Genomic DNA, 22,118 nt, shown 5'->3' on the forward strand with positions numbered 1-22,118 from the left:
GGCCCCGTGCCTGCCGGTTTCATGTGGTCGTACCCGACCGAGGCGAGGCAGCATGACCGAAGGCAGCGCGGACACCCGGCCCGCGAGCGGTTTGAAGGCCGACGCGATCGGGTTCCTCGACGCACTCGTCATCGGTCTCAACGCCACCTCGCCCGCGTACTCGCTGGCCGCGGCCATCGGCCCGGTCGTGGCGCTGGTGGGCGTCCACGCGCCGGGCGTCATGCTCGCGTCCTTCGTGCCCATGCTGCTGATCGCGTCGGCGTTCTACTACCTCAACAAGGTCGACCAGGACTGCGGGACCACCTTCTCCTGGGTCACCCGTGCGATGGGCCCGTGGGCGGGATGGCTCGGCGGCTGGGCCATCACCATGACCGGGGTCCTGGTGATCGGCTCACTGGCCGACGTCGCGGTGACCTTCGCCCTGCTCGCCGTCGGCCTCGACGGCTGGGTCGAGAACGATTTCGCGCGCGAGGCGCTCACGGTGCTGCTCATCCTGGTGATGACGGCCGTGTGCGTGATCGGCACCGAGGTCTCGGCCAGGGTGCAGAACGTGCTCATCCTCGCGCAGGTCGGCTGCCTGCTGGCGTTCGCCGTGGTGGCGATCTACCGCGTCTACGCCGACACCGGCACGCTCGACTCCGCCGACCCGTCGATCAGCTGGCTGGATCCCTTCGGCGCCGGGGGCGCGGAGCTGACGGCGGGTCTGCTGCTGGGCGTGTTCATCTACTGGGGCTGGGAGTCGGCGGTCAACCTCACCGAGGAGACCGAGAACCCCGCCACCGCGCCCGGCAGGGCGGCCGTGTGGTCGACGGTGATCCTGCTGGTGACCTATGTGGCGGTCGCCGTCGCGGTCGTGGCCTACGCGGGGCCCGCCTACCTGGCGGAGAACGCCGAGGAGGAGGAGTTCATCTTCGCCCTGCTCGCCGACGAGGCGATGGGGGCGTGGGACTGGGTGGTGCTGCTGGCCGTGTCGACCTCCGGGCTGGCGTCGACTCAGACGACGATCATCCCGGCCTCGCGCACCGCCCTGTCCATGGCGCGCCGGCGCGCCCTGCCGGCGCACTTCGGTCACATCCACGCACGGTTCCGCACCCCGGACGTGAGCACCTGGTGGGTGGCCGGCATCGCCATCGCCTGGTATCTCGCCGTCCGCCGGATCAGTGAGAACGCCCTCTTCGACTCGCTGACCGCGCTGTCGCTGCTGATCGCGTTCTACTACGCGCTGACGGGTGTCGCGTGCGCGGTCTACCACCGCCGTCATCTCACCGAGAGCCTGCACCACTTCGTCCTCATCGGCCTCGGCCCCGTGGTCGGCGCGGGGCTGCTGGTCTGGCTGCTGGTCGAGTCGATCAGCGACATGTCCGATCCCGCCAACTCCTACAGCGGCGTCTCGTGGTTCGGGCTCGGCCCCCCGCTGGTCATCGGCATCGGCATCACCCTCGCGGGGGTGATCTTCATGCTGGTGCGGCGTGTGACGGCGCCCGCCTTCTGGTCCGAACGCCCCGAGGTGGCCGACCCCGCACTGGTCCACGGCGACACGAAGGAGGGCTGAGGATGTCGATCGTTCTCGGCTACGACGAGTCCCCCGGCGCGGTGCGCGCCCTGCAGGTCGCCATCGAGGTGTCGGCGGCGTTCGGCGAGCCGCTCGTGCTGGTCTACGGCGCCGCGGCACCGGGCGCGCTCGGCGAGGAGTACTCCGCCCACCGCGACGCCCTTCACGAGACCGGCCGGGCCGCGCTCGCGCACGCCGTCGCGGTGGCCGACGAGGCCGGCGTGCCGACCAGGATCGAGGTGGTCGACCGGAAACCCGCGGAGGCGCTGGTGGACGCCGCGACCCGGCACGCGGCCCGGTGCATCGTGGTCGGCAGCTGGGGTGAGAGCCCGCTGCGAGGGGCCCTGCTGGGCTCGACCCCGCACAAGCTGCTGCACCTGTCCCGCACACCGGTGCTCTGCGTGCCCACCGAGTCCTGAGGCCACGCCCCGGCTCAGGACTCGGTGGCACGTCGTCCGTCCGGAGTCCCTCGTACTGGATGTACTTGGGGCTCCGCCCGGTGCGGCGAGAGTGCGTGCCAGGATTCGCGGGGCAGGCGGGACTTTGCGGTCACGGCCTGGTGCCCGGTCAGGCGGTCCGGCCCGCCACCATCCACATCGACGGCAGCTCGATCCGTGTGCCGTCGGGCCGGTACTCCGTGGTGACCAGCGGCATCTCGCCGCTCGCGAGCACGCTCAGCCCGGCCGCCCGCAGATACTCGGGTATCGCGGCGTCGGCCACCTCACCCGGGGCGATGCCGTGCCGGAAGATCGGCGCGAGTTTGGCGGGCGGTCCGGCGGGGCTCTGGGCGAGGCCCCTCAGGACCGGCTTCGCGGACGCGGAGAGCTCGACGAGGAAGGCACGGCCGCGCTCGCCGACCAGCGTGGCGATCCCGTTCGTCATGGGCTGCCGGTCGTCCGGCTCGGCCTGGTGCAGGACGCCCCGCATATAGACGTTGACGTCACCGAGTTCGGCGTGCAGCGTCTCGGCCTCGGTCTTGTCCACGGCGTCGAACAGGCGGTACGTCGCCTGTCCCGCGGGGTCGCAGGTGCGCGCATGCCGAAGTGCCGCGTCGGCCAGGTCTACGCCGACGACGCGGGGGAAGCGGTCGGCGAGGAACCGGGTCAGGGTGCCGTTGCCGCAGCCCAGGTCCACCATCGGCAGGCCGGGATCGGTCAGGTGCGTCTCGAACAGTGCCAGGTGGCGGCCGACGGTCAGAGCCGGCTCCGCGTCCCAGAACACCGCCCCCTGTTCGTCCGGGGCCTCACTCCAAAAGCCTTCCCAGGCCTCGCGGTACCGACTCGTCACGCTCATGACCGACTCCCCAGGGTGCGATGCCGACCCGCCGTGAACGGGCGGGCGAGTACGGTCTATCGCGGCCGGGTGACGGCTACAAGCCGGTGACGCACACCTTCACTCCGCGTTCGCGACCGGCGTGCCGTCGTCGCCCTCGGCGGGCAGACGTGATCAGCGCCGCGGGAGCGTGAGTTCGAACCATACGGTCTTGCCGCCACCGGTCCGGGTGGTGCCCCACTCGCGGGCCAGTGTGCTCACCACACGCAGCCCTCGCCCGGCCTCGTCGTGGGGGCCCGCGCTGAGGAGGGTCGGCAGATCGTGGGCGTCGTCGTCGACCTCGCACAGCAGGGTGTCTCCGCGCACGAGACGCAGTACGACCGGGCGGCTGTGGGAATGCCGCAGGGCGTTGGTGACCAGCTCGCTGACCATCAGCTCCGCGCTGTCGGCCGGTGTCGGCAGGCCCCATGCGCGCAGCTGCTCGCGGACCACGGCCCGGGCCCGCCCGACCTCCACGGGATCGAGGGAGAGCCGCCATTCGGCGACGTCCCGCGGTGCGATGCCGTTGAGACGGGCCATCAGCAGGGCCACGTCGTCCTTGCGGCCGCCTCGTGTGTTGAGGGCACGGATGATGGTGTCGCAGGCATCGTCCATGGAAGCGGCCGGGTGGGCGGCGGACTCGCACAGGGTGGCCAGGCCGACACCGATGTCCTCACCGCGCACCTCGACCAGTCCGTCGGTGCACATGACGATCCGGTCCCCGGGCGCCACGCGCACGCGCACCGCCTCGAAGGGCACCCCGCCGACGCCGACCGGCGCGCCCGTGGGCAGGTCGAGCAGCTCACTGCGGCCGTCGTCGGCGCGGACCAGGACGGGCGGGATGTGTCCGGCGTTGGCCAGGTGCAGCTCGCTCGCGATGGGGTCGTACACGGCGTACAGACAGGTCGCGAGGTAGGTCTCGCCGAGGCGCTGGGCGAGGTCGTCGAGGTTGCGGAGCAGCTGGGCGGGCGGCAGGTCGAGGGCGGCCATGGTCTGCACGGCCGTACGCAACTGGCCCATCATGGCGGCCGAGTTGAGGCCGTGCCCCATGACATCGCCGACGACGAGGGCGGTGCGGGCGCCGGGCAGCTTCACGGAGTCGAACCAGTCGCCGCCGACCCGGCCGAGGAGGGTGCCGGGCAGATAGCGGGTGGCGATGTCGCAGCCCGCCCTGCGCGGGGGGATGTGCGGCAGCATGCTGTCCTGGAGGGTCTCGGCGACCGCCTCCTGGTAGGTGTACATGCGCGCGTTGTCCAGCACGAGGCCCGCGCGGGCGGCGAGTTCGGCGCCGGTGACCCGGTCCATGTCGTTGAACTCGGCCCGCTCCGGGTGCCGCAGCAGGATCATGAAGCCGAGCACCACGTTGCGGGCTTTGAGCGGTACGACCAGCATCGAGCGGCCCGTGATCAGCGGCCGGATGTCGCGCTTGTCGAACTGCGAGGCGATGGCGTGGCCCATCTGCTCGCTGATGCGCGGCACGAGGACGGGTTCGCCGGTGGTCATGCACTGGAAGAAGGGTGTGTGCGCCGGGAACGGCATGGCCTCGCCGACCGGTACGACGTCGTCCCAGCGGCCGGGTTCGTCGGTGTGCTCGACGGCGACGCGGTGCCACATGGTGGTCGTGTCGGGCACGCCGTCGGGGAATCCCTCGCCGGCGACGACCTGTTCGCGCAGGTAGGTGCCGGCGACGTCGGTGAAGCGGGGCACGACGGCCTTGCTGACCTCGACGATGGTCTGCGCCAGGTCGAGGGAGGTGCCGATGCGGCCGCTGACCTCGTTGAGGAACTCCAGGCGTTCGCGTACGGCGACGTACTCGAGGTCCTCGCCGTCGTCGGCGTACTCCTGTGGTAACGGCACCCCTTCGGCGGCGGCCCGTGCGGCGCGCTCGCGCCGGGCTCTGCGCTCAACGCGCCGGGGCACACCCCAGTCGGGTGTGACGGGCACCCGGTCGCTCTGGCTGAACTCAAGGACCGGATAGCCCAGTTCGAGGATCTGCCCGACGATGCGGGCGCCCTCCTCGACGCTCATGCTGGGCAGGATCTCGGGGAGCTTGCGTGCGAGTTCCTCGGCGCCCGGGAAGTCGGTGTGCAGGGCGAAGCCGGGCGCGACGCGTTCGAAGGCGGTGTGGTCCTCGGGCGTGTCCCGCTGGAGCCTGCCGACGTCGGCGCCGAGCACGAGCAGCCGCTCCGGGCCGGGCCCCACCAGCGGGTAGGCCCACCACAGGACGTCGACGCGGTCCTGCTCGGGCACGGTGAGCCGGGCGCGGCCCGCGGCCGGGTAGTACAGCCCTCCGTCCAGGGACGTTTCGAGGTCGTGGCCGAGTCCGTCGTAGGCGGAGTAGGCCCCGTACGGTGTGCCGTCGTCCTCGTCCGGCAGCGCTCCGGAGACGGGCAGCAGGTCGACGGCCGGGCGTCCGATCGCCTCTTCCTTCGCGGCGCCGAACAGGCGTCGTGCGCCGGAACTCCAGTGGGAGACGAGCCCCTCGCGGTCCACCACGACCACGGCCAGCGGGATACGGCCGGTCGCGGCGTGTTCGGTCACCGCGCCGTCCCTCTCGGTGCCACGGTTCATGCCCCAGGCCCTCTCTCCCCACGGCTCCGCAAGATCTGTGCCGCCTACTCCACCGTACGGCTCCGGATGGGAACGATGTGCGGCAATAAGGGAATTGGTGTGGCGCCGCGGCGCCGGCGCGCACGACTGCGGGGCCGGCCGCGTCCCCGCAGGACAGCGGCCCGCACCGGTGTGCGCCTCAGTCCTCGTGCCCGAGCTGAAGATCGCGTTCCGTACGGCCTCCCCCGGCGACCTGGAGCACGGAGGCGACCGGCGGGTAACCCGTGGCGATGACCGTGTACTCGCCCGAAGGCAGGTCGACGAACCGGAACGTGCCGTCGGGGCCGGTGGTGAGGGTGTCCATGACGGTGCCGACGGCGTCGAGAAGGGTCACCCGCGCGTCCTCGACGGGCCGGCCGCCACCCGCCCGCACGGTGCCGCGCAGAACGGCGCCACCGGCGAGTTCGATGTCGCGGCGGGTCTCGCGGGCCGCCTGGACGGTGACGGGGACGGCGGCCGGGCGGTAGGCGGCCGAGCTCGCCGCGAGGGTGTACTCGCCGGCGACCAGGTCGGTGATGACGTAGCCGCCCTCGCGGTCGCTGCGGGTGGTGGCGACGACCTCCCCCTGGACGTCGGTGAGCGTGACGGTGGCGTCCACGGGCGTGCCGTCGGGGGTGAGCACCCGCCCGGCGAGGCCTCCGGCGCCGCCGAGGACGATGTCCACCTCGACGGGAGACCGACCGACGGTCACGGAGACGGCCTGCGGCTGGTGGCCGCCCGCCGCGGCGATCATGACGTACGTCCCCTCGCCCGGCGTCGTCAGGGCGAACCGCCCGTCCGCACCGCTCGCGCCACGCCCGACCTGCTGCCCGGTGACGTCGATGAGCGTGAGCGCCGCGCGCGACACGACGGTCCCGTCCGGGTGCTGCACCGTGCCGAGGACGGGGACTCCGGCCCAGTGCGGAGAACGGGCCGGGGGGACCGGGGTGTGCACGGGCGCGGGTTCCGTCTCGGGAGCCGGGCCGTCGTGGGACGCCAGGGGCTTCTCCTTGAGGAAGCACGCGATGAGCAGACCGAGGACGAGCACGGGTACGAGGTAGAGGAAGATCCTCGGCATGGCGTCGGCGTACGCCTGGACGTAGGCGTCCCGCAGATGCGGGGGCATGGCGTGGACCAGCTGCGGGGTGATGGCCTGCGGGTCCGGCAGTTCGGGGGCCCCGCGCGCGGGCAGGCGTTCGGCCAGGGCGTCGGCGAGCCGGTCGGCGAAGAGGGTGCCGAAGATCGCGGCGCCGACGCTGCCGCCGATCTGCCGGAAGTAGTTGTTGGCGCTGGTGGCGGTGCCGAGGTCGGCGGGGCGCACGGAGTTCTGCACGGCGAGGATCAGGACCGGCATCACCATGCCGATCCCGGCGCCGAGGACGGCCATCCAGATGCTGTAGTGCAGCCGCGGTGTGTCGGCGTCGAGGCGGGAGAGCAGCCACATGCCGACGACGGAGAGCGCGCTGCCGAGCACGGGGTGGAGCTTGTAGCGGCCGGTGCGGCTGATGAGCTGGCCGGAGATGATCGAGGCGCCGACGATGCCGCCCATCATCGGCAGCATGAGCAGGCCGGACTCGGTGGCCGTGGCCCCGTCGGCCATCTGCAGGAAGGTCGGCAGGTAGCTGGCCGCGCCGAACAGCGCGACACCGATCACGAGGCCGACCAGTCCGGTGACGTTGAAGACGGAGTCCCTGAACAGCCTGAGCGGGATGAGGGGTTCGGGGGCGAAGCGCTCGACGACCAGGAAGAGGACGGTGGCGACGGCCGCGCCCGCACCGAGGCCGAGGACGACACGGGAGTCCCAGGCGTACTCGGTGCCGCCCCAACTGGTCAGCAGGACCAGGCAGGTGGAGGCGGCGGCGAGCAGCAGGGAGCCGAGGATGTCGAGGCGGGCCCTGGCCCTGGGCTTGGGCAGCTTCAGGGCGACGGCGACGACGGCCAGGGTGACGAGGCCGAAGGGGACGTTGATGTAGAAGCACCAGCGCCAGGAGAGGTGGTCGGTGAAGTAGCCGCCCAGCAGGGGCCCGGCCACCGAGGCGAGGCCGAACGCGGCGCCGATCAGGCCCATGAAGCGGCCGCGTTCGCGGGCGGGGACGATGTCCGCGATGATCGCCTGCACACCGATCAGGAGGCCGCCGGCGCCGATGCCCTGGACGGCTCGGTAGGCGATCAGCTGATTCATGGTCTCGGCCCGCCCGGCGAGTGCGGAGCCGACGACGAAGACGACGATCGCGAACTGGAAGACGCCCTTGCGTCCGACGAGATCACCGAGCTTGCCGTAGACGGGCAACCCGACGGTGGCGGTGAGCAGATAGGCGGTGATGGCCCAGGACATCCTGTCCAGGCCGTGCAGTTCGCCGACGATCTTCGGCAGCGCGGTGGCGACGATCATCTGCTCCAGCGCCGCGAGCAGCAGCGCGAGCATCAGCGCGAAGAAGACCAACCGGACGCGGCGGGGGCTGAGTTCGGTGCCCTGAGCGTGATGCGGAGCAGGGGCGTCCGTGGGCGCCGCGGCCGGTTCGTCCTGTACCAGAGTGATCCCGCCCACGTACCGCTCCCCTCGTCGCGCTGCTGCACAATTCCCGCGTAAGCGACAACTACGAGCAAGCGCGACGAGTTACGGCATTTCGCCGGGCGAGGGGAAGATCCACTCGATCCGGTGAGGCGGTGGAGAGCTGCCGCCCGGGAGCGGGCCCGACAACCACCCGCGGCGGGCCGGGAGTTACTTCTCGACCTCGGTGGCGAGCTTGGCGAGCAGCGCGTCGTAGATCCGTCCGAGACCCTTCGGCGCGAAGGTCCTCTCGAAGAAGCCGCCGATGCCGCCGGCGCCCTGCCAGGTGCTGATGACGACGACCCGGGACCTGCCCTCACCGGCCGGGGTGACCCGCCAGGTGGTGACCATCGAGGAGTTGCGGTCCTTCTCGACGAGCTCGCCGTCGGTGGGCTCGCTGACCTCCAGGAGGCAGTCGCGGACGCGCTTGCTGGTGGCCTGGAGCTTCCAGTGGACGAGGGTGCCCTCGCCGTCGCCGCCCTCGCGCACCTCGTACTCGCTGAAGTGCTCGGGCAGGATCTTCTGCCGGGTGCCGCTGTAGTCGGCGAGGGCGTCGAACACCTTCTCCGCGTCCGCCGCGACGACCCGCTCCGTAGTGGCCTCGACCTGCGCCATTGACTTCCTCCAGGACCAGAGTTCTCGGGGTTGGGGCAAGCCAACCACCCCGCTCCCGGACCACCCAAATCGGGGTCCCCGTCAGCACACGGAAGCGATCGCACAGTGATCGAAAACAGACCTGGGAGATAGACCGCACGATCAAGGGAACATGTGTTCTATTCTGTGCCCAGTGCTACCGAGGAGGCACCATGCGCTGGGAGAACCTCACCCTGGAGTCCGACCACAGCCGGGCCGACGCGGCGCTGTTCGGCGCGGACGCCGTGGTCACCCGCACCTTCGACACGCCCGAGTTCGCCGGGATCACGTTCCACGAGATCCGGGCCCGCTCGATCGTCAACCGGGTGCCGGGCGCCTCGCGCATGCCCTTCGAGTGGACGGTGAACCCCTATCGCGGCTGCTCGCACGCGTGCGTGTACTGCTTCGCCCGCAAGACCCACAGCTATCTCGACCTCGACACGGGCCTCGGCTTCGACTCCCAGATCGTGGTCAAGGTGAACGCGCCGGAGCTGCTGCGCCGCCAGCTGTCCTCGCGGCGCTGGCTGGGCGAGCACATAGCCATGGGTACGAACGTCGACTGCTACCAGCGCGCGGAGGGCCGCTACCGTCTGATGCCGGGCATCCTCGCCGCCCTGCGCGACCACGCCAACCCCTACTCGATCCTGACCAAGGGCACGCTGATCCTGCGCGACCTGGAACTGCTCAAGCAGTCCGCGGCGGTGACCGACGTCGGCGTCTGCGTGTCGGTCGGCTTCACCGATCCCGAGCTGTGGCGCACCGTGGAGCCGGGCACGCCCGCGCCCGAGCGGCGCCTGGACGTCGTACGGACCCTGACCGAGCACGGTCTGGGGTGCGGTGTGCTGATGGCGCCGGTGATCCCGTTCCTGAGCGACCACCCGGCGCAGTTGCGGGCCACCGTGCGCGCGATCGCCGCCTCCGGCGCCACGTCCGTCACCCCGCTGGTGCTGCATCTGCGGCCCGGGGCCCGCGAGTGGTTCATGGCCTGGCTCGGCCGTGAGCACCCCCATCTGGTGCGCAGGTACGAACGGCTGTACGCGGACGGGGCCTACGCGCCGAAGTGGTACCAGCGCCGGATCACCCGTCAGGTGCACGACCTGGCACAGGAGTACGGCATCGGCCCCACGCGCGCGGGGATGTCACGGCGGATCCGCGAGAGCGAGCCGGAGCCGGCCGAGCACACGCGGTCCGAACCCACCCAGCTGTCGCTCATCTGAGGGCGCGGGAGCGTATCTCCCGACCCGATCGGGTCAAGTCTCACCGGAACCGGTTCCCCCCGGCTCCCGTTCCGGGACGAATACGGCGAGGGCCGTGGCACGCGCGGTCCGAGACCTGCGTCCTGGAAGGACCCCATGGGAAAACGCGCAGCCGTGTTGTGCGCCGCCGTCGTCGTCCTGGCCACAGCCGTCGCGGCCGTCCCCGCCGGGGCGAACGCCCCGTACGGCCCGGGAGCCGCTCACGCCGCGGCGCTCACCTGGAAGAAGTGCGGCACCAAGGACTACCCGAAGCTCCAGTGCGCGTCCTTGAAGGTGCCGCTCGACCACACCCGTCCGCGGGGACGGCAGATCACGCTCGCCCTGACCCGCGTCCCGCACACCGCGAAGAAGTTCCAGGGACCCCTGCTGGTCAACCCCGGCGGCCCCGGCGGCAGCGGGCGGCGGCTCGCCGGATACGTCGCCTCCGCGCTGCCCAGGGCGGTGGCGGCGCAGTACGACGTCATCGGCTTCGACCCGCGCGGCGTCGGCCGGAGCAAGCCCGCACTCGACTGCCGCCCCGGCCACTTCGACGCGGTGCGACCGGACTCCGTGCCGAGGACTTCGCGGATCGAGCGGGCCAACCTCGCGCGCGCCAGGTCCTTCGCGCGGGCCTGCGGCGAGAAGTACGCGGATGTGCTGCCGTACATCGACACGGTCAGCGCCGTGCGGGACATGGACCGGATCCGCGCGGCGCTCGGTGCGAGGCGCATCAACTACTTCGGGTACTCCTACGGCACCTACCTCGGCGCGGTCTACGCCAAGCTCTTCCCGCAGCGGGTGCGGCGCGCGGTCCTGGACTCGGTCGTCGATCCGACCGGGGTCTGGCACGAGGCCAACCTCGCTCAGGACCTCGCCTTCGACGACCGCCACCGCGCGTTCATGGCGTGGGTCGCCAAATACGACACCACCTACCGGCTGGGCCGCGATCCGGCGGTGGTCGAGGCCAAGTGGTACGCCATGCGCAGGGCCCTGGCCAGGAAGCCGGCCGAGGGGAAGGTGGGCGCCGCGGAGCTGGAGGACACCTACCTGCCCGGTGGCTACTACAACGGCTACTGGCCCTATCTCGCCGAGGTGTTCGCGGCGTACGTGAACGACAAGGACACCGACCCGCTGATCGAGGCGTACGAGAAGTTCGGCGAGGCCGACGCCTCGGACGACAACGGCTACAGCGTCTACGCCTCGGTGCAGTGCCGTGACGCCGCCTGGCCGCGCGGGTGGGGGCGTTGGCGGGCGGACAACTGGGAGATGTACGCGAAGGCACCGTTCATGACCTGGAACAACGCCTGGTACAACGCGCCGTGCGCCTTCTGGCCGACCAGCCCGCTCCGGTCGGTGGAGATCGACAACACCGAGGTGCCGCCGATGCTGCTGTTCCAGGCGACCGACGACGCGGCCACCCCGTACGAGGGCGGTGTGACGGTGCACCGCAAGCTCGCCGGGTCCAGCCTGGTGATCGAGCGGGGCGGCGGCAACCACGCCGTCACGCTGGGCGGGAACCGGTGCCTGGACAAGCACCTCGTGGCCTACCTCACCGACGGCACGGTGCCGCGCGGCAGGGGTGAGTTCGACGCGGTGTGCGCGGCGCTGCCCGATCCCGAGCCGCTGCGCTCCAAGGTGGCCTCGATCTCGCCGCGCGGCGCCGAACTGCACGAACTGCTCGGCTTCCGCCACTGAGCCGGTGCCGCCCGACCGTCCGTCGGGGGCGTTGTCAGACCCATGGTCCACCATGGGACGCATGAGTGAGCTGACAAGGATCCCCGCCCCCGACGGAGTCGCGCCCGCCGCCCAGTACACGCATGTCGTGCTCGGCACCGGCCGTTTCGTCGCCGTCTCCGGCCAGCTCGCCCTGGACGAGAAAGGCGAGCTCGTCGGTGAAGGCGACCCGGCGGCCCAGGCCCACCAGGTCTTCGAGAACCTGAGGCGCTGTCTGGCCGCGGCCGGCGCGTCCTTCGACCACGTGGTGAAACTCACCTATTTCGTCACGGACATGGCGCACATGCCCGCCATTCGCGCGGCCCGCGCCGCGCACATACCCGACGACTGTCTGCCTGCGGCGTCTGCGGTGCAGGTGGCCGGGCTGGTGCGGCCGGAGTTCCTGATGGAGGTCGAGGCGTTCGCGGTGGTGCCCGGGTAATCGGAGGCGCCCGGGACCTTCGGTGCCTACGGTGCCGTCATGGACGAGGAACGCACACGGATCCGCATCCGCCCCATGACCCCGGCCGACTGCCACCGTGTCGCCGAGATCCGCGTCGGCGGCTGGCGAAGCGCCTATCGGGGCCTGGTGCCGCAGTCGTACATCGACTCCCTCGACGTGGCCCAGGACGCCGAGTTCCGCCGCGCCTGTCTCGCGCGATCCGACGGCAGCGTGCTGGACCTGGTCGCCGAGCGCGCCGGTGAGATCGAGGGATGGGCCTGCCACGGTCCGTACCGGGACGGTGAAACGCGCACGCGGGACGCCGAGTTGTACGCCCTTTACGTGGATCCCGGGCGGTTCGGCACCGGCATCGGCCGGACCCTGCTCCAGGAGTCGGTGCGCCGGTGCACGGCCGCCGGGCATCCCCGTATGTTCCTGTGGGTCCTCGAAGCCAACGCCCGCGCCCGTCGCTTCTACGAGCGGGCGGGCTTTCGGGCGGACGGCGCGCGGGAGCACTTCGAAGTGGACGGCGTGCAGGTGCCGGAGGTGCGCTACGCGCGACAGTTGGGAGCACGCTGAAGGGCCGCTTCGACACCACCGGGCGGCCGGTGCCTCAGCGCTGGCGAGGGATCCGTGCCAGCGCCTGCACCGCCGCCTCCGCCAGGGCCGGGTGGGCGAGCGCCTCGTTCAGGACCCGTCTGGCGCGGGTGTCGCCGAGGCTGCCTAGCCCCTCCACGCAGGCGAGGGCGACACGGCGGTACGGGTCGTGCGGGCGCAGCCTTCGCTCCAGGGTGGTGATCAGGGCCGGCACGGACTCGGGGGCGCGCAGCCGGACCAGCAGCCGGACGGGGTGCAGGGCGTAGGCGACCCGCAGTTCGTTGGTGGCCAGGGCGGCCGCGGCACGGGCGGTGCGCGGGTCGCCGAGGCGGGCCAGGGCGTGGGCGGCGGAGGCGCAGCGCTGGGGGTCGCGGTGGTTCAGGAGCAGGACGAGGGACTCGAAGGCCCGGCGGTCCCCGACGAGGCCCAGTCGGAACGCGGCCAGTTCCCTGGCCCACAGCGGCTGTCCCGGCGCGGTGAGCACGTCGGCCAGTTCGTCGGCGTCCTCGGTCGCCGTGAGGCGGTCGTACGCGGGCGACGCCCCGGACTCCTGCCGTAAGCGCTCCGTGAGTGATCGCAACTCTTCGTCCATGAAGGCGAGGGTAGAGGGGACGGTGGGCGAGCGGGACCTACATCACAAACTCGGGGGCTGGCGCGCTCGTTACCCACTGGTTAAGCTCAGACGAGCGAGTTACCCACTCGCGAACCCCTCGTGGCGGCCTGGTGACGCAGTCGCCGCGAGAAGCAGTCGGTTCGGTACATCGAGTACCGCAGTACGACTCGGCCTCGGGACAGGGCCGGTCGGTCATCACCGCTCCTCGGACGTGTGCACGTCCGCAGCGACGGCACCGGGCGTGTGCGCTCGCAGCCCGGCAACACCCGCACTCCTTCCGCACCCGGTGCGCCCATGGTTCGGCTTCGGCTTCGGTCGGGCCCCCCTCGGCGCACCCGGCGCACTTCCAGTCGTCACCCTCATTCCTGGAGTCCCGCGATGGCCACTCCCCTGTCCGACACCCCTCTGTCCCCGCTCAAGACGGTCGCCGTCGTCGGCCTCGGCACCATGGGCACCGGCATCGCCGAGGTCCTCGCCAAGGCCGGCCGCGACGTCGTCGGCATCGACATCAGCGAAGCCGCGGCCGCGACGTCCGTCGCCGCCCTCGAGGCCTCGACCGCCCGTGCCGTGGAGCGCGGCAAGCTGACCGAGCAGGACCGCGCGGACGCCCTCGCCCGCATCCGCACCTCCACCGACCTGCGGGCCGCGGCGGACGCGGACCTGGTCATCGAGGTGGCTCCGGAGTCGTACGAGATCAAGCAGCAGATCTTCCGCGAGCTGGACGGGATCGTGCGCCCCGAGACCATCCTGGCGACCGGCACGAACGCCCTGTCCGTGACGCGCCTGGCCGCCGACTCCGCCCGCCCCGAGCGGGTGCTCGGCCTGCACTTCTTCAACCCGGCGCCCGCGATGCGGCTGGTCGAGGTCGTCTCCAGCGTGCTGACCGCGCCGCAGGCCGTCACCGCGGTCACCAACCTCGCCCTCGACCTCGGCAAGGAGCCGGTCGCGGTCGGCGACCGGCCCGGGTTCGTCGCCGACGGACTGCTCTTCGGCTACCTCAACCAGGCCGCCGCGATGTACGAGGCGAAGTACGCCTCCCGTGAGGACATCGACGCCGCGATGCGGCTGGGCTGCGGGCTGCCGATGGGCCCGCTCGCCCTGCTCGACCTGATCGGCATCGACACCGCGCGCACCGTCCTGGACGCCATGTACGCCGAGTCCCACGACCGGCTGCACGCCCCCGCCCCGATCCTCAAGCAGCTCAGCGAGGCGGGCCTGACGGGCCGTAAGTCGGGCCGTGGCTTCTACACGTACGAGGCTCCCGGCAGCGCCACCGTCGTGCGGGACGCGCTGACCCCCCTGGAGGGCGCCGCCCTCACTCCCGGCCGTACGGTGCGCTCCGTCGGCGTCGCCGGTTCCGGCACCATGGCGTCCGGCATCGTGGAGGTCTTCGCGAAGGCCGGCTACCAGGTCGTGATCGCCGCGCGCAGCGAGGAGAAGGCGCAGGCCGCGAAGGCCCGTATCGGCAAGTCGCTCTCCCGCTCCGTCGACAAGGGGCGGATGACCGCCGAGGCCGCCGCGCAGACCCTGGACCGGATCACCGCGGCGGGTTCGTACGACGCGTTCGCCGACGTCGACCTCGCCGTGGAGGCGGTCGCCGAGGACCTGGAGATCAAGCAGCAGCTGTTCGCGACGCTGGACAAGGTCTGCAAGCCGGGCGCGGTGCTGGCCACCACCACCTCGTCGCTGCCCGTCGTCGCCTGCGCCCGTGCCACCTCGCGTCCGCAGGACGTGATCGGCATGCACTTCTTCAACCCGGCGCCGGCGATGAAGCTGGTCGAGGTCGTCCGTACCGTGCTGACCGCCGACGACGTCCACGCCACGGTCCGCGAGGTCTGCGGCCAGATCAAGAAGCACGCGGTCGACTGCGGTGACCGGGCCGGATTCATCGTCAACGCGCTGCTGTTCCCGTACCTGAACAACGCGATCAAGATGGTGCAGGAGCACTACGCCTCGCTCGACGACATCGACGCGGCGATGAAGCTGGGCGGCGGTTACCCGATGGGTCCGTTCGAGCTGCTGGACGTCGTCGGGCTGGATGTCTCCCTCGCCATCGAGAAGGTCCTGCACCGGGAGTTCCGCGACCCCGGTCTCGCCCCGGCACCGCTCCTGGAGCACCTGGTGGCCGCGGGCTGCCTCGGCCGCAAGACCGGCCGTGGCTTCCGCGAATATGCCCGGCGCTGAGCGACCCGGGGACTGGTTCGCGGGCGGTCAGGAGTGGGGCGGGCTGCTGGACCCCGGCAGCCCGCCCGCGGCCCCGCGGCGTAGCTCGGCCCCGCCCCGCGAACCCGGCCCTCCCCCGCCCGCCGAGGGCGGGGGCACCCCCGTACATGCGCAGCAAGCTGCGCACATGCAGTACGTTCGGGTCATGCCCCAGCCCGCCAAGTCCTCACGTACACCAGCCACGCCCGACGCGCCGGAGAGTGCCGCAGGCAGTCGCGCGGCCGCCCAGCGACTCAAGATGCGCCGAGAACTGGCGGCCGCCGCGATGGAGCTGTTCGCGACCAAGGGGTACGAGGCGACCACCGTCGACGAGATCGCGGCCGCGGCCGGGGTCGCCCGCCGCACGTTCTTCCGCCACTTCCGCTCCAAGGAAGAGGCGATCTTCCCGGACCACGACGACACGCTGATCCGCGCGGAGGCCGTGCTCAACGCCGCGCCCGCGCACGAGCATCCGCTCGACACGGTGTGCCGCGGGATCAAGGAAGTCATGCGCATGTACGCGGCCCGGCCGGAGATCTCGGTCGCCCGCTACAAGCTCACGCGCGAGGTGCCCACCCTGCGCGAGGCGGAGATCGCCTCGGTGGCCCGCTACGAGCGTCTCTTCACCCGCTACCTCCTCGGCCACTTCGACGAGCACGCGCACGACGACGACGCCAACGACGACCCGCTGCTGGCGGAGGTCGCCGCGTCCGCGGTGGTCACCGCGCACAACCACGTCCTGCGGCGCTGGCTGCGCGCCGGCGGCCAGGGTGACGTGGAGGCGCAGCTGGACCACGCCTTCGCGATCGTGCGCAGGACGTTCGGCACGGGGATCGGGGCGGGCCGGGAGACGGCACCGCGTACGGCGCCGGCCTCCGTGGCCGCCCAGGGAGAGGTCCTGGTGGCGGTGGCCCGCACCGACGCTCCGCTCGACGAGGTGATGCGGACCATCGAACACGCCCTGAAGGAGCGGGCGTAGGGCGCACGGCGGCTTCTCGCGGGGCTCCCGGCAGGGGAACCATTCGGCGGGCCCGTCCGTCTTCCATGGCGAGGCTGATCTTCAGGCGAGCGACGGAAGTGGGTTGCCATGCAGACGAACGACCCGGCCAGGCTGGAGACCACACTGGCCGACGGACGGCGGATGACCCTGTCCCTGCCCCCGACGGACGCCCAGTGGGCCGCCGACGGCATCCAGGGCCTGCGCGCCGTCCCGCCCACGCACACCGGCCGGGGCGAGGAGCCCCCGGCCCTGCCCGAGGAGCCGGCGCTGCCGCTGCAGGTGGCTCTGCTCGGCCTGGGGGCCTGAGCGCGGCTCACCGTCCTGGATGATCGCGTCTGGCGGGACATGCTCGCGCGGGACTCGGTCTCGCGGGACGTGATGGTCCGACGAACGGCCGGTGAGCCCGGTCGAGGCCATGGTGGTCCTCGGGGGCGCACCGGGCCGTCGGCCTGCGGTCGGGCCCGCGGGCTTCAGGAGGGCGTCGCCGCGCGGTCCGACTCGCTGCGCAGGACGCAGAACTCATTGCCTTCGGGATCCGCCAGCACCGCCCAGCCCGCGCCACCGGGTTCCCGGCGGTCGGCGACCAGGGTGGCTCCCAGCCGCAGGAGCCGCTCGATCTCCGCCTCCCGCGAGGTGGTCGGGCGCAGGCACAGGTGGATCCGGTTCTTGACCGTCTTCGGTTCCGGCACCTGGTTGAAGTACAGCAGCGGTCCCTCCGCGAGCACCACCCGGACCTCCGGATCGCCCGGCCCGTCCTGCGGATGCACCGCGCCACCGGTCGCCTCGCTCCAGAACCGCGCCAGCTCATAGGCGTCGGAACAGTCGATCGCCACGTTCTGCACCACCGAAGTCATGCGGACGATCCTGCCCTCGACGGCGCTTTCGAGACCAGCGTTCTCACAGGGAGCCGGGCCGTGCGCCTGGCACCGCGTGCCGCTATCCCTTTGCGCCCGATAAGCACCTACTCACGAGTAGCTTTGATCGATCATCGCTCATTTGTTACGTAAAGATTTCATCTGAGGGGAAGTTCTGGCACCCAGTGCCTTGCCAGGTGACACGCCGTGCCATACGTTGAAGGAGTCCGGGCGGCCGGCGTGCAGAGACCTTTCGTACGCCGGCTGTCCCCGCAAGTCCCTCCCGGGACCTGCGCGCCCGGCGCCTGCGTCACAGGCAACCTCCCGCGCCACAAAGCGCTGCCGAACAGCACCACCGGCCGAACCGACGGCACCTCACCAAAAACCCTCAGCAGCACCGACGTAACCCTCAGCACCCCTCCCTCAGGGTGCGCATCGCCGGAGGCAACACCGTGACCGTGAAGGACATCCTGGCCGCGATCCAGTCGCCCGACTCCACGTCGGAGGACTTCGCCGCCCTGCCGCTCCCCGAGTCGTACCGCGCGATCACCGTGCACAAGGACGAGACGGAGATGTTCGCGGGCCTCACCACTCGCGACAAGGACCCCCGCAAGTCGATCCACCTGGACGACGTGCCGCTGCCCGAGCTCGGCCCGGGTGAGGCCCTGGTGGCCGTGATGGCCTCCTCGGTCAACTACAACTCGGTGTGGACCTCGATCTTCGAGCCGCTGTCCACGTTCGGGTTCCTGGAGCGCTACGGCCGCACCAGCGAGCTGGCCAAGCGCCACGACCTGCCGTACCACATCATCGGCTCCGACCTCGCGGGCGTCGTCCTGCGCACCGGCCCCGGCGTGAACTCCTGGAAGCCCGGTGACGAGGTCGTCGCGCACTGCCTGTCCGTCGAGCTGGAGTCCTCGGACGGCCACAACGACACGATGCTCGACCCCGAGCAGCGCATCTGGGGCTTCGAGACCAACTTCGGCGGCCTCGCCGAGATCGCCCTGGTCAAGTCCAACCAGCTGATGCCCAAGCCGGACCACCTCAGCTGGGAGGAGGCCGCCGCCCCGGGCCTGGTCAACTCCACCGCCTACCGCCAGCTGGTCTCCCGCAACGGCGCCGGCATGAAGCAGGGCGACAACGTCCTGATCTGGGGCGCGAGCGGCGGACTCGGCTCCTACGCCACCCAGTTCGCGCTGGCCGGCGGCGCCAACCCGATCTGCGTCGTGAGCAGCCCGCAGAAGGCGGACATCTGCCGCTCGATGGGCGCCGAGGCGATCATCGACCGCAACGCCGAGGGCTACAAGTTCTGGAAGGACGAGAACACCCAGGACCCGAAGGAGTGGAAGCGCTTCGGCAAGCGCATCCGCGAGCTCACCGGCGGCGAGGACATCGACATCGTCTTCGAGCACCCCGGCCGCGAGACCTTCGGCGCCTCCGTCTTCGTCACGCGCAAGGGCGGCACCATCACCACCTGCGCCTCGACCTCGGGCTACATGCACGAGTACGACAACCGCTACCTGTGGATGTCCCTGAAGCGGATCATCGGCTCGCACTTCGCCAACTACCGCGAGGCCTGGGAGGCCAACCGGCTCATCGCGAAGGGCAAGATCCACCCGACCCTGTCGAAGGTGTACTCCCTGGAGGACACCGGCCAGGCCGCATTCGACGTGCACCGCAACCTCCACCAGGGCAAGGTCGGCGTGCTCTGCCTCGCCCCCGAAGAGGGCCTGGGCGTGCGCGACGAGGAGATGCGCGCCAAGCACATCGACGCCATCAACCGCTTCCGCAACATCTGAGACACCCGAGGTCATAGATGACTGAGCGTCAGCCCGCCGAAGGCAAGCGGGAGAAGGACCGGCCGTGGCTCATGCGGACCTACGCCGGTCACTCCACGGCCGAGGCGTCCAACGAGCTGTACCGGCGCAACCTCGCCAAGGGGCAGACCGGCCTGTCGGTCGCGTTCGACCTGCCGACGCAGACCGGCTACGACTCCGACCACATCCTCGCCCGCGGCGAGGTGGGCCGGGTCGGTGTGCCCGTCGCGCACCTCGGTGACATGCGCCGGCTGTTCCAGGACATCCCCCTGGAGCAGATGAACACCTCGATGACGATCAACGCCACCGCCATGTGGCTGCTGGCGCTCTACCAGGTCGTCGCCGAGGAGCAGGGCGCGGACATCACCAAGCTCCAGGGCACGACCCAGAACGACATCGTCAAGGAGTACCTGTCGCGGGGGACCCATGTCTTCCCGCCGGGGCCCTCACTCCGGCTGACGACGGACATGATCGCGTACACGGTCTGCCACATCCCGAAGTGGAACCCGATCAACATCTGCAGCTACCACCTGCAGGAGGCGGGCGCCACGCCGGTCCAGGAGATCGCGTACGCGATGTCCACCGCGATCGCGGTTCTCGATGCCGTGCGCGACTCGGGGCAGGTCCCCGAGGAGAAGTTCGGGGACGTCGTGGCCCGTATCTCCTTCTTCGTGAACGCGGGCGTCCGCTTCATCGAGGAGATGTGCAAGATGCGGGCGTTCGGGCGGATCTGGGACCGGATCACGCGCGAGCGGTACGGCATCGAGAACCCCAAGCAGCGCCGCTTCCGGTACGGCGTCCAGGTCAACTCCCTCGGTCTGACCGAGGCGCAGCCCGAGAACAACGTCCAGCGGATCGTCCTGGAGATGCTGGCCGTGACCCTCTCCAAGGACGCCCGCGCGCGTGCCGTGCAGCTGCCCGCCTGGAACGAGGCGCTTGGCCTGCCCCGGCCCTGGGACCAGCAGTGGTCGCTGCGCATCCAGCAGGTCCTGGCGCACGAGAGCGACCTGCTGGAGTACGAGGACATCTTCGAGGGCTCGCACGTCATCGAGGCGAAGGTCGCGAGGCTGGTCGAGGAGTCGCTGGCCGAGATCGAGCGGATCCAGGAGATGGGCGGCGCGATGGCGGCCGTCGAGTCCGGCTACCTCAAGTCGCAGCTCGTCGCCTCCCACGCCGAGCGCCGGGGCCGTATCGAGTCCGGCCAGGAGAAGATCGTCGGCGTCAACATCTTCGAGACGACCGAGCCGAACCCGCTGACGGCGGATCTCGACACGGCCATCCAGACGGTCGACCCGGCCGTCGAGGCCCGTGTCATCGCCTCCCTGCAGAACTGGCGCGACACCCGCTATCAGCCGCCCTTCAACCACCCGCGCCCCTGCAAGGCGCTGGAGCGGCTGAAGGAGGCCGCCAAGGGCACCGCCAACCTCATGGAGGCCACCCTGGAGTGCGCCCGCGCCGGGGTCACGACCGGCGAGTGGGCCGGGGCGCTGCGCGAGGTGTTCGGGGAGTTCCGGGCGCCGACGGGCGTGTCCTCGGCGCCGGTGGCGATACCCGCCGAGGAGGGCTCGGCCCTGTCGCAGGTCCGCCGCAAGGTCGACCTGACCGCGCGGGAGATGGGCGTCGGCAAGCTCCGCTTCCTGGTCGGCAAGCCCGGCCTGGACGGGCACTCCAACGGCGCCGAGCAGATCGCCGTGCGGGCGCGTGACGCCGGCTTCGAGGTCGTCTACCAGGGCATCCGGCTGACGCCCGAGCAGATCGTGGACGCGGCCCTCGCCGAGGACGTGCACGCGGTCGGGCTGTCGATCCTGTCCGGCTCGCACGCGCAGCTGGTGCCGGACGTGCTGGAGCGGCTCCGTGTGGCCGGTGCCACAGATATACCGGTGATCGCCGGTGGCATCATCCCGAATGGTGACGCCGAGCAGCTCAGGGCCGCCGGAGTGGCCGCCGTCTTCACCCCGAAGGACTTCGACATCACCGGGATCATCGGCCGCATCGTCGACGAGATCCGCAAAGCGAACAAGCTCGACCCCCTGGAGGTCCCCGCATGACCACGGTCAACCGCCTTCGCCCCCGGCGTTCCTGCCTGGCGGTACCGGGCTCGAACCCCCGCTTCCTGGAGAAGGCACAGGGTCTCCCGGCGGACCAGGTCTTCCTCGACCTGGAGGACGCGTGCGCCCCGCTCGCCAAGCCCGAGGCGCGGCACACCATCGTCAAGTTCCTCAACGAGGGTGACTGGACGGGCAAGACGCGGGTCGTGCGCGTCAACGACTGGACGACCGAGTGGACGTACCGCGATGTCGTCACGGTGGTCGAGGGCGCCGGCCAGAACCTCGACTGCATCATGCTGCCGAAGGTGCAGACGGCTCAGCAGATCGTCGCCCTCGACCTCCTGCTGACCCAGATCGAGAAGACGATGGGCTTCGAGGTCGGCAAGATCGGCATCGAGGCGCAGATCGAGAACGCCCAGGGCCTGAACAACGTCAACGAGATCGCGACGGCCTCCCAGCGCGTCGAGACGATCATCTTCGGCCCGGCCGACTTCATGGCGTCCATCAACATGAAGTCGCTGGTCGTGGGCGAGCAGCCGCCCGGCTACCCGGCGGACGCCTACCACTACATCCTGATGAAGATCCTGATGGCCGCCCGCGCCAACAACCTCCAGGCGATCGACGGCCCCTACCTGCAGATCCGCAACATCGACGGCTACCGCGAGGTCGCCCAGCGCGCCGCGGCCCTCGGCTTCGACGGCAAGTGGGTGCTGCACCCGGGCCAGGTCGAGGCGTCCAACGAGATCTTCTCGCCGTCGCAGGAGGACTTCGACCACGCCGAGCTGATCCTGGACGCGTACGACTACTACACGTCCGAGGCGGGCGGCAAGAAGGGCTCGGCGATGCTCGGCGACGAGATGATCGACGAGGCCAGCCGCAAGATGGCGCTGGTCATCTCCGGCAAGGGACGCGCGGCCGGCATGCAGCGCACCAGCAAGTTCGAGATCCCGGAGGGCTGAGCGCG

The 22,118-nt window shown here is 71.0% G+C and carries 18 protein-coding genes; 12 read left to right on the plus strand and 6 right to left on the minus strand.

Annotation, left to right across the window (positions count from 1 at the left end):
* The first annotated feature begins 52 nt into the window (after positions 1-52).
* Positions 53-1,552 carry an APC family permease gene (locus tag ACFYNL_RS29055; RefSeq protein WP_388808187.1) on the plus strand — a complete coding sequence of 500 codons (1,500 nt, stop codon included), beginning with the start codon at positions 53-55 and terminating at the stop codon, positions 1,550-1,552.
* Positions 1,553-1,554: 2 nt separating this feature from the next.
* Positions 1,555-1,971, plus strand: coding sequence for a universal stress protein (locus ACFYNL_RS29060; protein ID WP_388808188.1), 417 nt, complete (start codon positions 1,555-1,557; stop codon positions 1,969-1,971).
* A gap of 148 nt (positions 1,972-2,119) precedes the next feature.
* On the opposite strand, the gene ACFYNL_RS29065 is transcribed toward ACFYNL_RS29060, so the two are convergent.
* The 4 genes from ACFYNL_RS29065 to ACFYNL_RS29080 all read right to left on the minus strand — a co-directional run bounded on the left by ACFYNL_RS29065 (position 2,120) and on the right by ACFYNL_RS29080 (position 8,618).
* The gene (locus tag ACFYNL_RS29065; RefSeq protein ID WP_388808189.1) at positions 2,120-2,845 is read right to left on the minus strand and encodes a class I SAM-dependent methyltransferase; all 726 of its coding nucleotides are present in this window, start codon (positions 2,843-2,845) and stop codon (positions 2,120-2,122) included.
* Positions 2,846-2,998: 153 nt separating this feature from the next.
* Positions 2,999-5,434 (minus strand): SpoIIE family protein phosphatase, encoded by a 2,436-nt coding sequence (locus ACFYNL_RS29070; RefSeq protein WP_388808190.1) that lies wholly within the window; start codon positions 5,432-5,434, stop codon positions 2,999-3,001.
* A 178-nt stretch (positions 5,435-5,612) separates the two neighbouring features.
* Positions 5,613-8,000 (minus strand): MFS transporter, encoded by a 2,388-nt coding sequence (locus ACFYNL_RS29075; protein ID WP_388808192.1) that lies wholly within the window; start codon positions 7,998-8,000, stop codon positions 5,613-5,615.
* 174 nt (positions 8,001-8,174) lie between these two features.
* Positions 8,175-8,618 carry an SRPBCC family protein gene (locus ACFYNL_RS29080; protein ID WP_388808194.1) on the minus strand — a complete coding sequence of 148 codons (444 nt, stop codon included), beginning with the start codon at positions 8,616-8,618 and terminating at the stop codon, positions 8,175-8,177.
* 191 nt (positions 8,619-8,809) lie between these two features.
* Here ACFYNL_RS29080 and ACFYNL_RS29085 point away from each other — a divergent pair, with 191 nt between their 5' ends.
* From ACFYNL_RS29085 to ACFYNL_RS29100, 4 genes are all read left to right on the plus strand, one after another.
* Positions 8,810-9,853 (plus strand): Rv2578c family radical SAM protein, encoded by a 1,044-nt coding sequence (locus tag ACFYNL_RS29085; protein WP_388808195.1) that lies wholly within the window; start codon positions 8,810-8,812, stop codon positions 9,851-9,853.
* Positions 9,854-9,988: 135 nt separating this feature from the next.
* Positions 9,989-11,566 (plus strand): alpha/beta hydrolase, encoded by a 1,578-nt coding sequence (locus ACFYNL_RS29090; protein ID WP_388808197.1) that lies wholly within the window; start codon positions 9,989-9,991, stop codon positions 11,564-11,566.
* A 61-nt stretch (positions 11,567-11,627) separates the two neighbouring features.
* Entirely contained in the window at positions 11,628-12,026 is a 399-nt protein-coding gene (locus ACFYNL_RS29095) for a RidA family protein (RefSeq protein WP_388808199.1), read from the plus strand.
* A gap of 39 nt (positions 12,027-12,065) precedes the next feature.
* The gene (locus ACFYNL_RS29100) at positions 12,066-12,605 is read left to right on the plus strand and encodes a GNAT family N-acetyltransferase (protein ID WP_388808200.1); all 540 of its coding nucleotides are present in this window, start codon (positions 12,066-12,068) and stop codon (positions 12,603-12,605) included.
* 34 nt (positions 12,606-12,639) lie between these two features.
* On the opposite strand, the gene ACFYNL_RS29105 is transcribed toward ACFYNL_RS29100, so the two are convergent.
* Positions 12,640-13,215, minus strand: coding sequence for an adenylosuccinate lyase (locus ACFYNL_RS29105; protein ID WP_388808201.1), 576 nt, complete (start codon positions 13,213-13,215; stop codon positions 12,640-12,642).
* 399 nt (positions 13,216-13,614) lie between these two features.
* On the opposite strand from ACFYNL_RS29105, the gene ACFYNL_RS29110 reads away from it, so the two are divergent.
* The 3 genes from ACFYNL_RS29110 to ACFYNL_RS29120 all read left to right on the plus strand — a co-directional run bounded on the left by ACFYNL_RS29110 (position 13,615) and on the right by ACFYNL_RS29120 (position 16,744).
* Positions 13,615-15,420: a 3-hydroxyacyl-CoA dehydrogenase family protein gene (locus ACFYNL_RS29110; protein ID WP_388808203.1), complete on the plus strand. Its 1,806-nt coding sequence runs from the start codon at positions 13,615-13,617 to the stop codon at positions 15,418-15,420.
* Between the two features lie 184 nt (positions 15,421-15,604).
* Positions 15,605-16,417 carry a TetR family transcriptional regulator gene (locus tag ACFYNL_RS29115; RefSeq protein WP_388808204.1) on the plus strand — a complete coding sequence of 271 codons (813 nt, stop codon included), beginning with the start codon at positions 15,605-15,607 and terminating at the stop codon, positions 16,415-16,417.
* A 108-nt stretch (positions 16,418-16,525) separates the two neighbouring features.
* Positions 16,526-16,744, plus strand: a complete 219-nt coding sequence (locus ACFYNL_RS29120) for a hypothetical protein (protein WP_388808205.1) — start codon at positions 16,526-16,528, stop codon at positions 16,742-16,744.
* A gap of 164 nt (positions 16,745-16,908) precedes the next feature.
* Here ACFYNL_RS29120 and ACFYNL_RS29125 read toward each other — a convergent pair whose 3' ends face one another.
* Positions 16,909-17,292, minus strand: coding sequence for a VOC family protein (locus tag ACFYNL_RS29125; RefSeq protein ID WP_388808207.1), 384 nt, complete (start codon positions 17,290-17,292; stop codon positions 16,909-16,911).
* Positions 17,293-17,744: 452 nt separating this feature from the next.
* Between ACFYNL_RS29125 and ccrA the strand changes: the two genes are divergently transcribed.
* The 3 genes from ccrA to ACFYNL_RS29140 are packed head-to-tail and all read left to right on the plus strand — an operon-like array spanning position 17,745 to position 22,113.
* Positions 17,745-19,088 carry a crotonyl-CoA carboxylase/reductase gene (ccrA, locus tag ACFYNL_RS29130; protein ID WP_388808208.1) on the plus strand — a complete coding sequence of 448 codons (1,344 nt, stop codon included), beginning with the start codon at positions 17,745-17,747 and terminating at the stop codon, positions 19,086-19,088.
* Positions 19,089-19,105: 17 nt separating this feature from the next.
* The gene (locus tag ACFYNL_RS29135) at positions 19,106-21,154 is read left to right on the plus strand and encodes a protein meaA (RefSeq protein ID WP_388808209.1); all 2,049 of its coding nucleotides are present in this window, start codon (positions 19,106-19,108) and stop codon (positions 21,152-21,154) included.
* The gene (locus ACFYNL_RS29140) at positions 21,151-22,113 is read left to right on the plus strand and encodes an HpcH/HpaI aldolase/citrate lyase family protein (RefSeq protein ID WP_388808211.1); all 963 of its coding nucleotides are present in this window, start codon (positions 21,151-21,153) and stop codon (positions 22,111-22,113) included. The genes ACFYNL_RS29135 and ACFYNL_RS29140 overlap by 4 nt, the downstream gene beginning before the upstream one ends.
* The last annotated feature ends 5 nt before the right edge of the window (positions 22,114-22,118 follow it).

The organism is Streptomyces sp. NPDC007808 (genome assembly GCF_042868655.1).
GTDB lineage: Bacteria > Actinomycetota > Actinomycetes > Streptomycetales > Streptomycetaceae > Streptomyces.

Coding starts and splice junctions, on each gene's coding strand:
- ACFYNL_RS29115 (WP_388808204.1), top strand. CDS start 15,605: ATGCCCCAGCCCGCCAAGTCCTCACGTACACCAGCCACGCCCGACGCG.
- ACFYNL_RS29125 (WP_388808207.1), bottom strand. CDS start 17,292: ATGACTTCGGTGGTGCAGAACGTGGCGATCGACTGTTCCGACGCCTAT.
- ACFYNL_RS29060 (WP_388808188.1), top strand. CDS start 1,555: ATGTCGATCGTTCTCGGCTACGACGAGTCCCCCGGCGCGGTGCGCGCC.
- ACFYNL_RS29105 (WP_388808201.1), bottom strand. CDS start 13,215: ATGGACGAAGAGTTGCGATCACTCACGGAGCGCTTACGGCAGGAGTCC.
- ACFYNL_RS29070 (WP_388808190.1), bottom strand. CDS start 5,434: ATGAACCGTGGCACCGAGAGGGACGGCGCGGTGACCGAACACGCCGCG.
- ACFYNL_RS29110 (WP_388808203.1), top strand. CDS start 13,615: ATGGCCACTCCCCTGTCCGACACCCCTCTGTCCCCGCTCAAGACGGTC.
- ACFYNL_RS29120 (WP_388808205.1), top strand. CDS start 16,526: ATGCAGACGAACGACCCGGCCAGGCTGGAGACCACACTGGCCGACGGA.
- ACFYNL_RS29090 (WP_388808197.1), top strand. CDS start 9,989: ATGGGAAAACGCGCAGCCGTGTTGTGCGCCGCCGTCGTCGTCCTGGCC.
- ACFYNL_RS29140 (WP_388808211.1), top strand. CDS start 21,151: ATGACCACGGTCAACCGCCTTCGCCCCCGGCGTTCCTGCCTGGCGGTA.
- ACFYNL_RS29085 (WP_388808195.1), top strand. CDS start 8,810: ATGCGCTGGGAGAACCTCACCCTGGAGTCCGACCACAGCCGGGCCGAC.
- ACFYNL_RS29055 (WP_388808187.1), top strand. CDS start 53: ATGACCGAAGGCAGCGCGGACACCCGGCCCGCGAGCGGTTTGAAGGCC.
- ACFYNL_RS29095 (WP_388808199.1), top strand. CDS start 11,628: ATGAGTGAGCTGACAAGGATCCCCGCCCCCGACGGAGTCGCGCCCGCC.
- ACFYNL_RS29100 (WP_388808200.1), top strand. CDS start 12,066: ATGGACGAGGAACGCACACGGATCCGCATCCGCCCCATGACCCCGGCC.
- ACFYNL_RS29080 (WP_388808194.1), bottom strand. CDS start 8,618: ATGGCGCAGGTCGAGGCCACTACGGAGCGGGTCGTCGCGGCGGACGCG.
- ACFYNL_RS29135 (WP_388808209.1), top strand. CDS start 19,106: ATGACTGAGCGTCAGCCCGCCGAAGGCAAGCGGGAGAAGGACCGGCCG.
- ACFYNL_RS29065 (WP_388808189.1), bottom strand. CDS start 2,845: ATGAGCGTGACGAGTCGGTACCGCGAGGCCTGGGAAGGCTTTTGGAGT.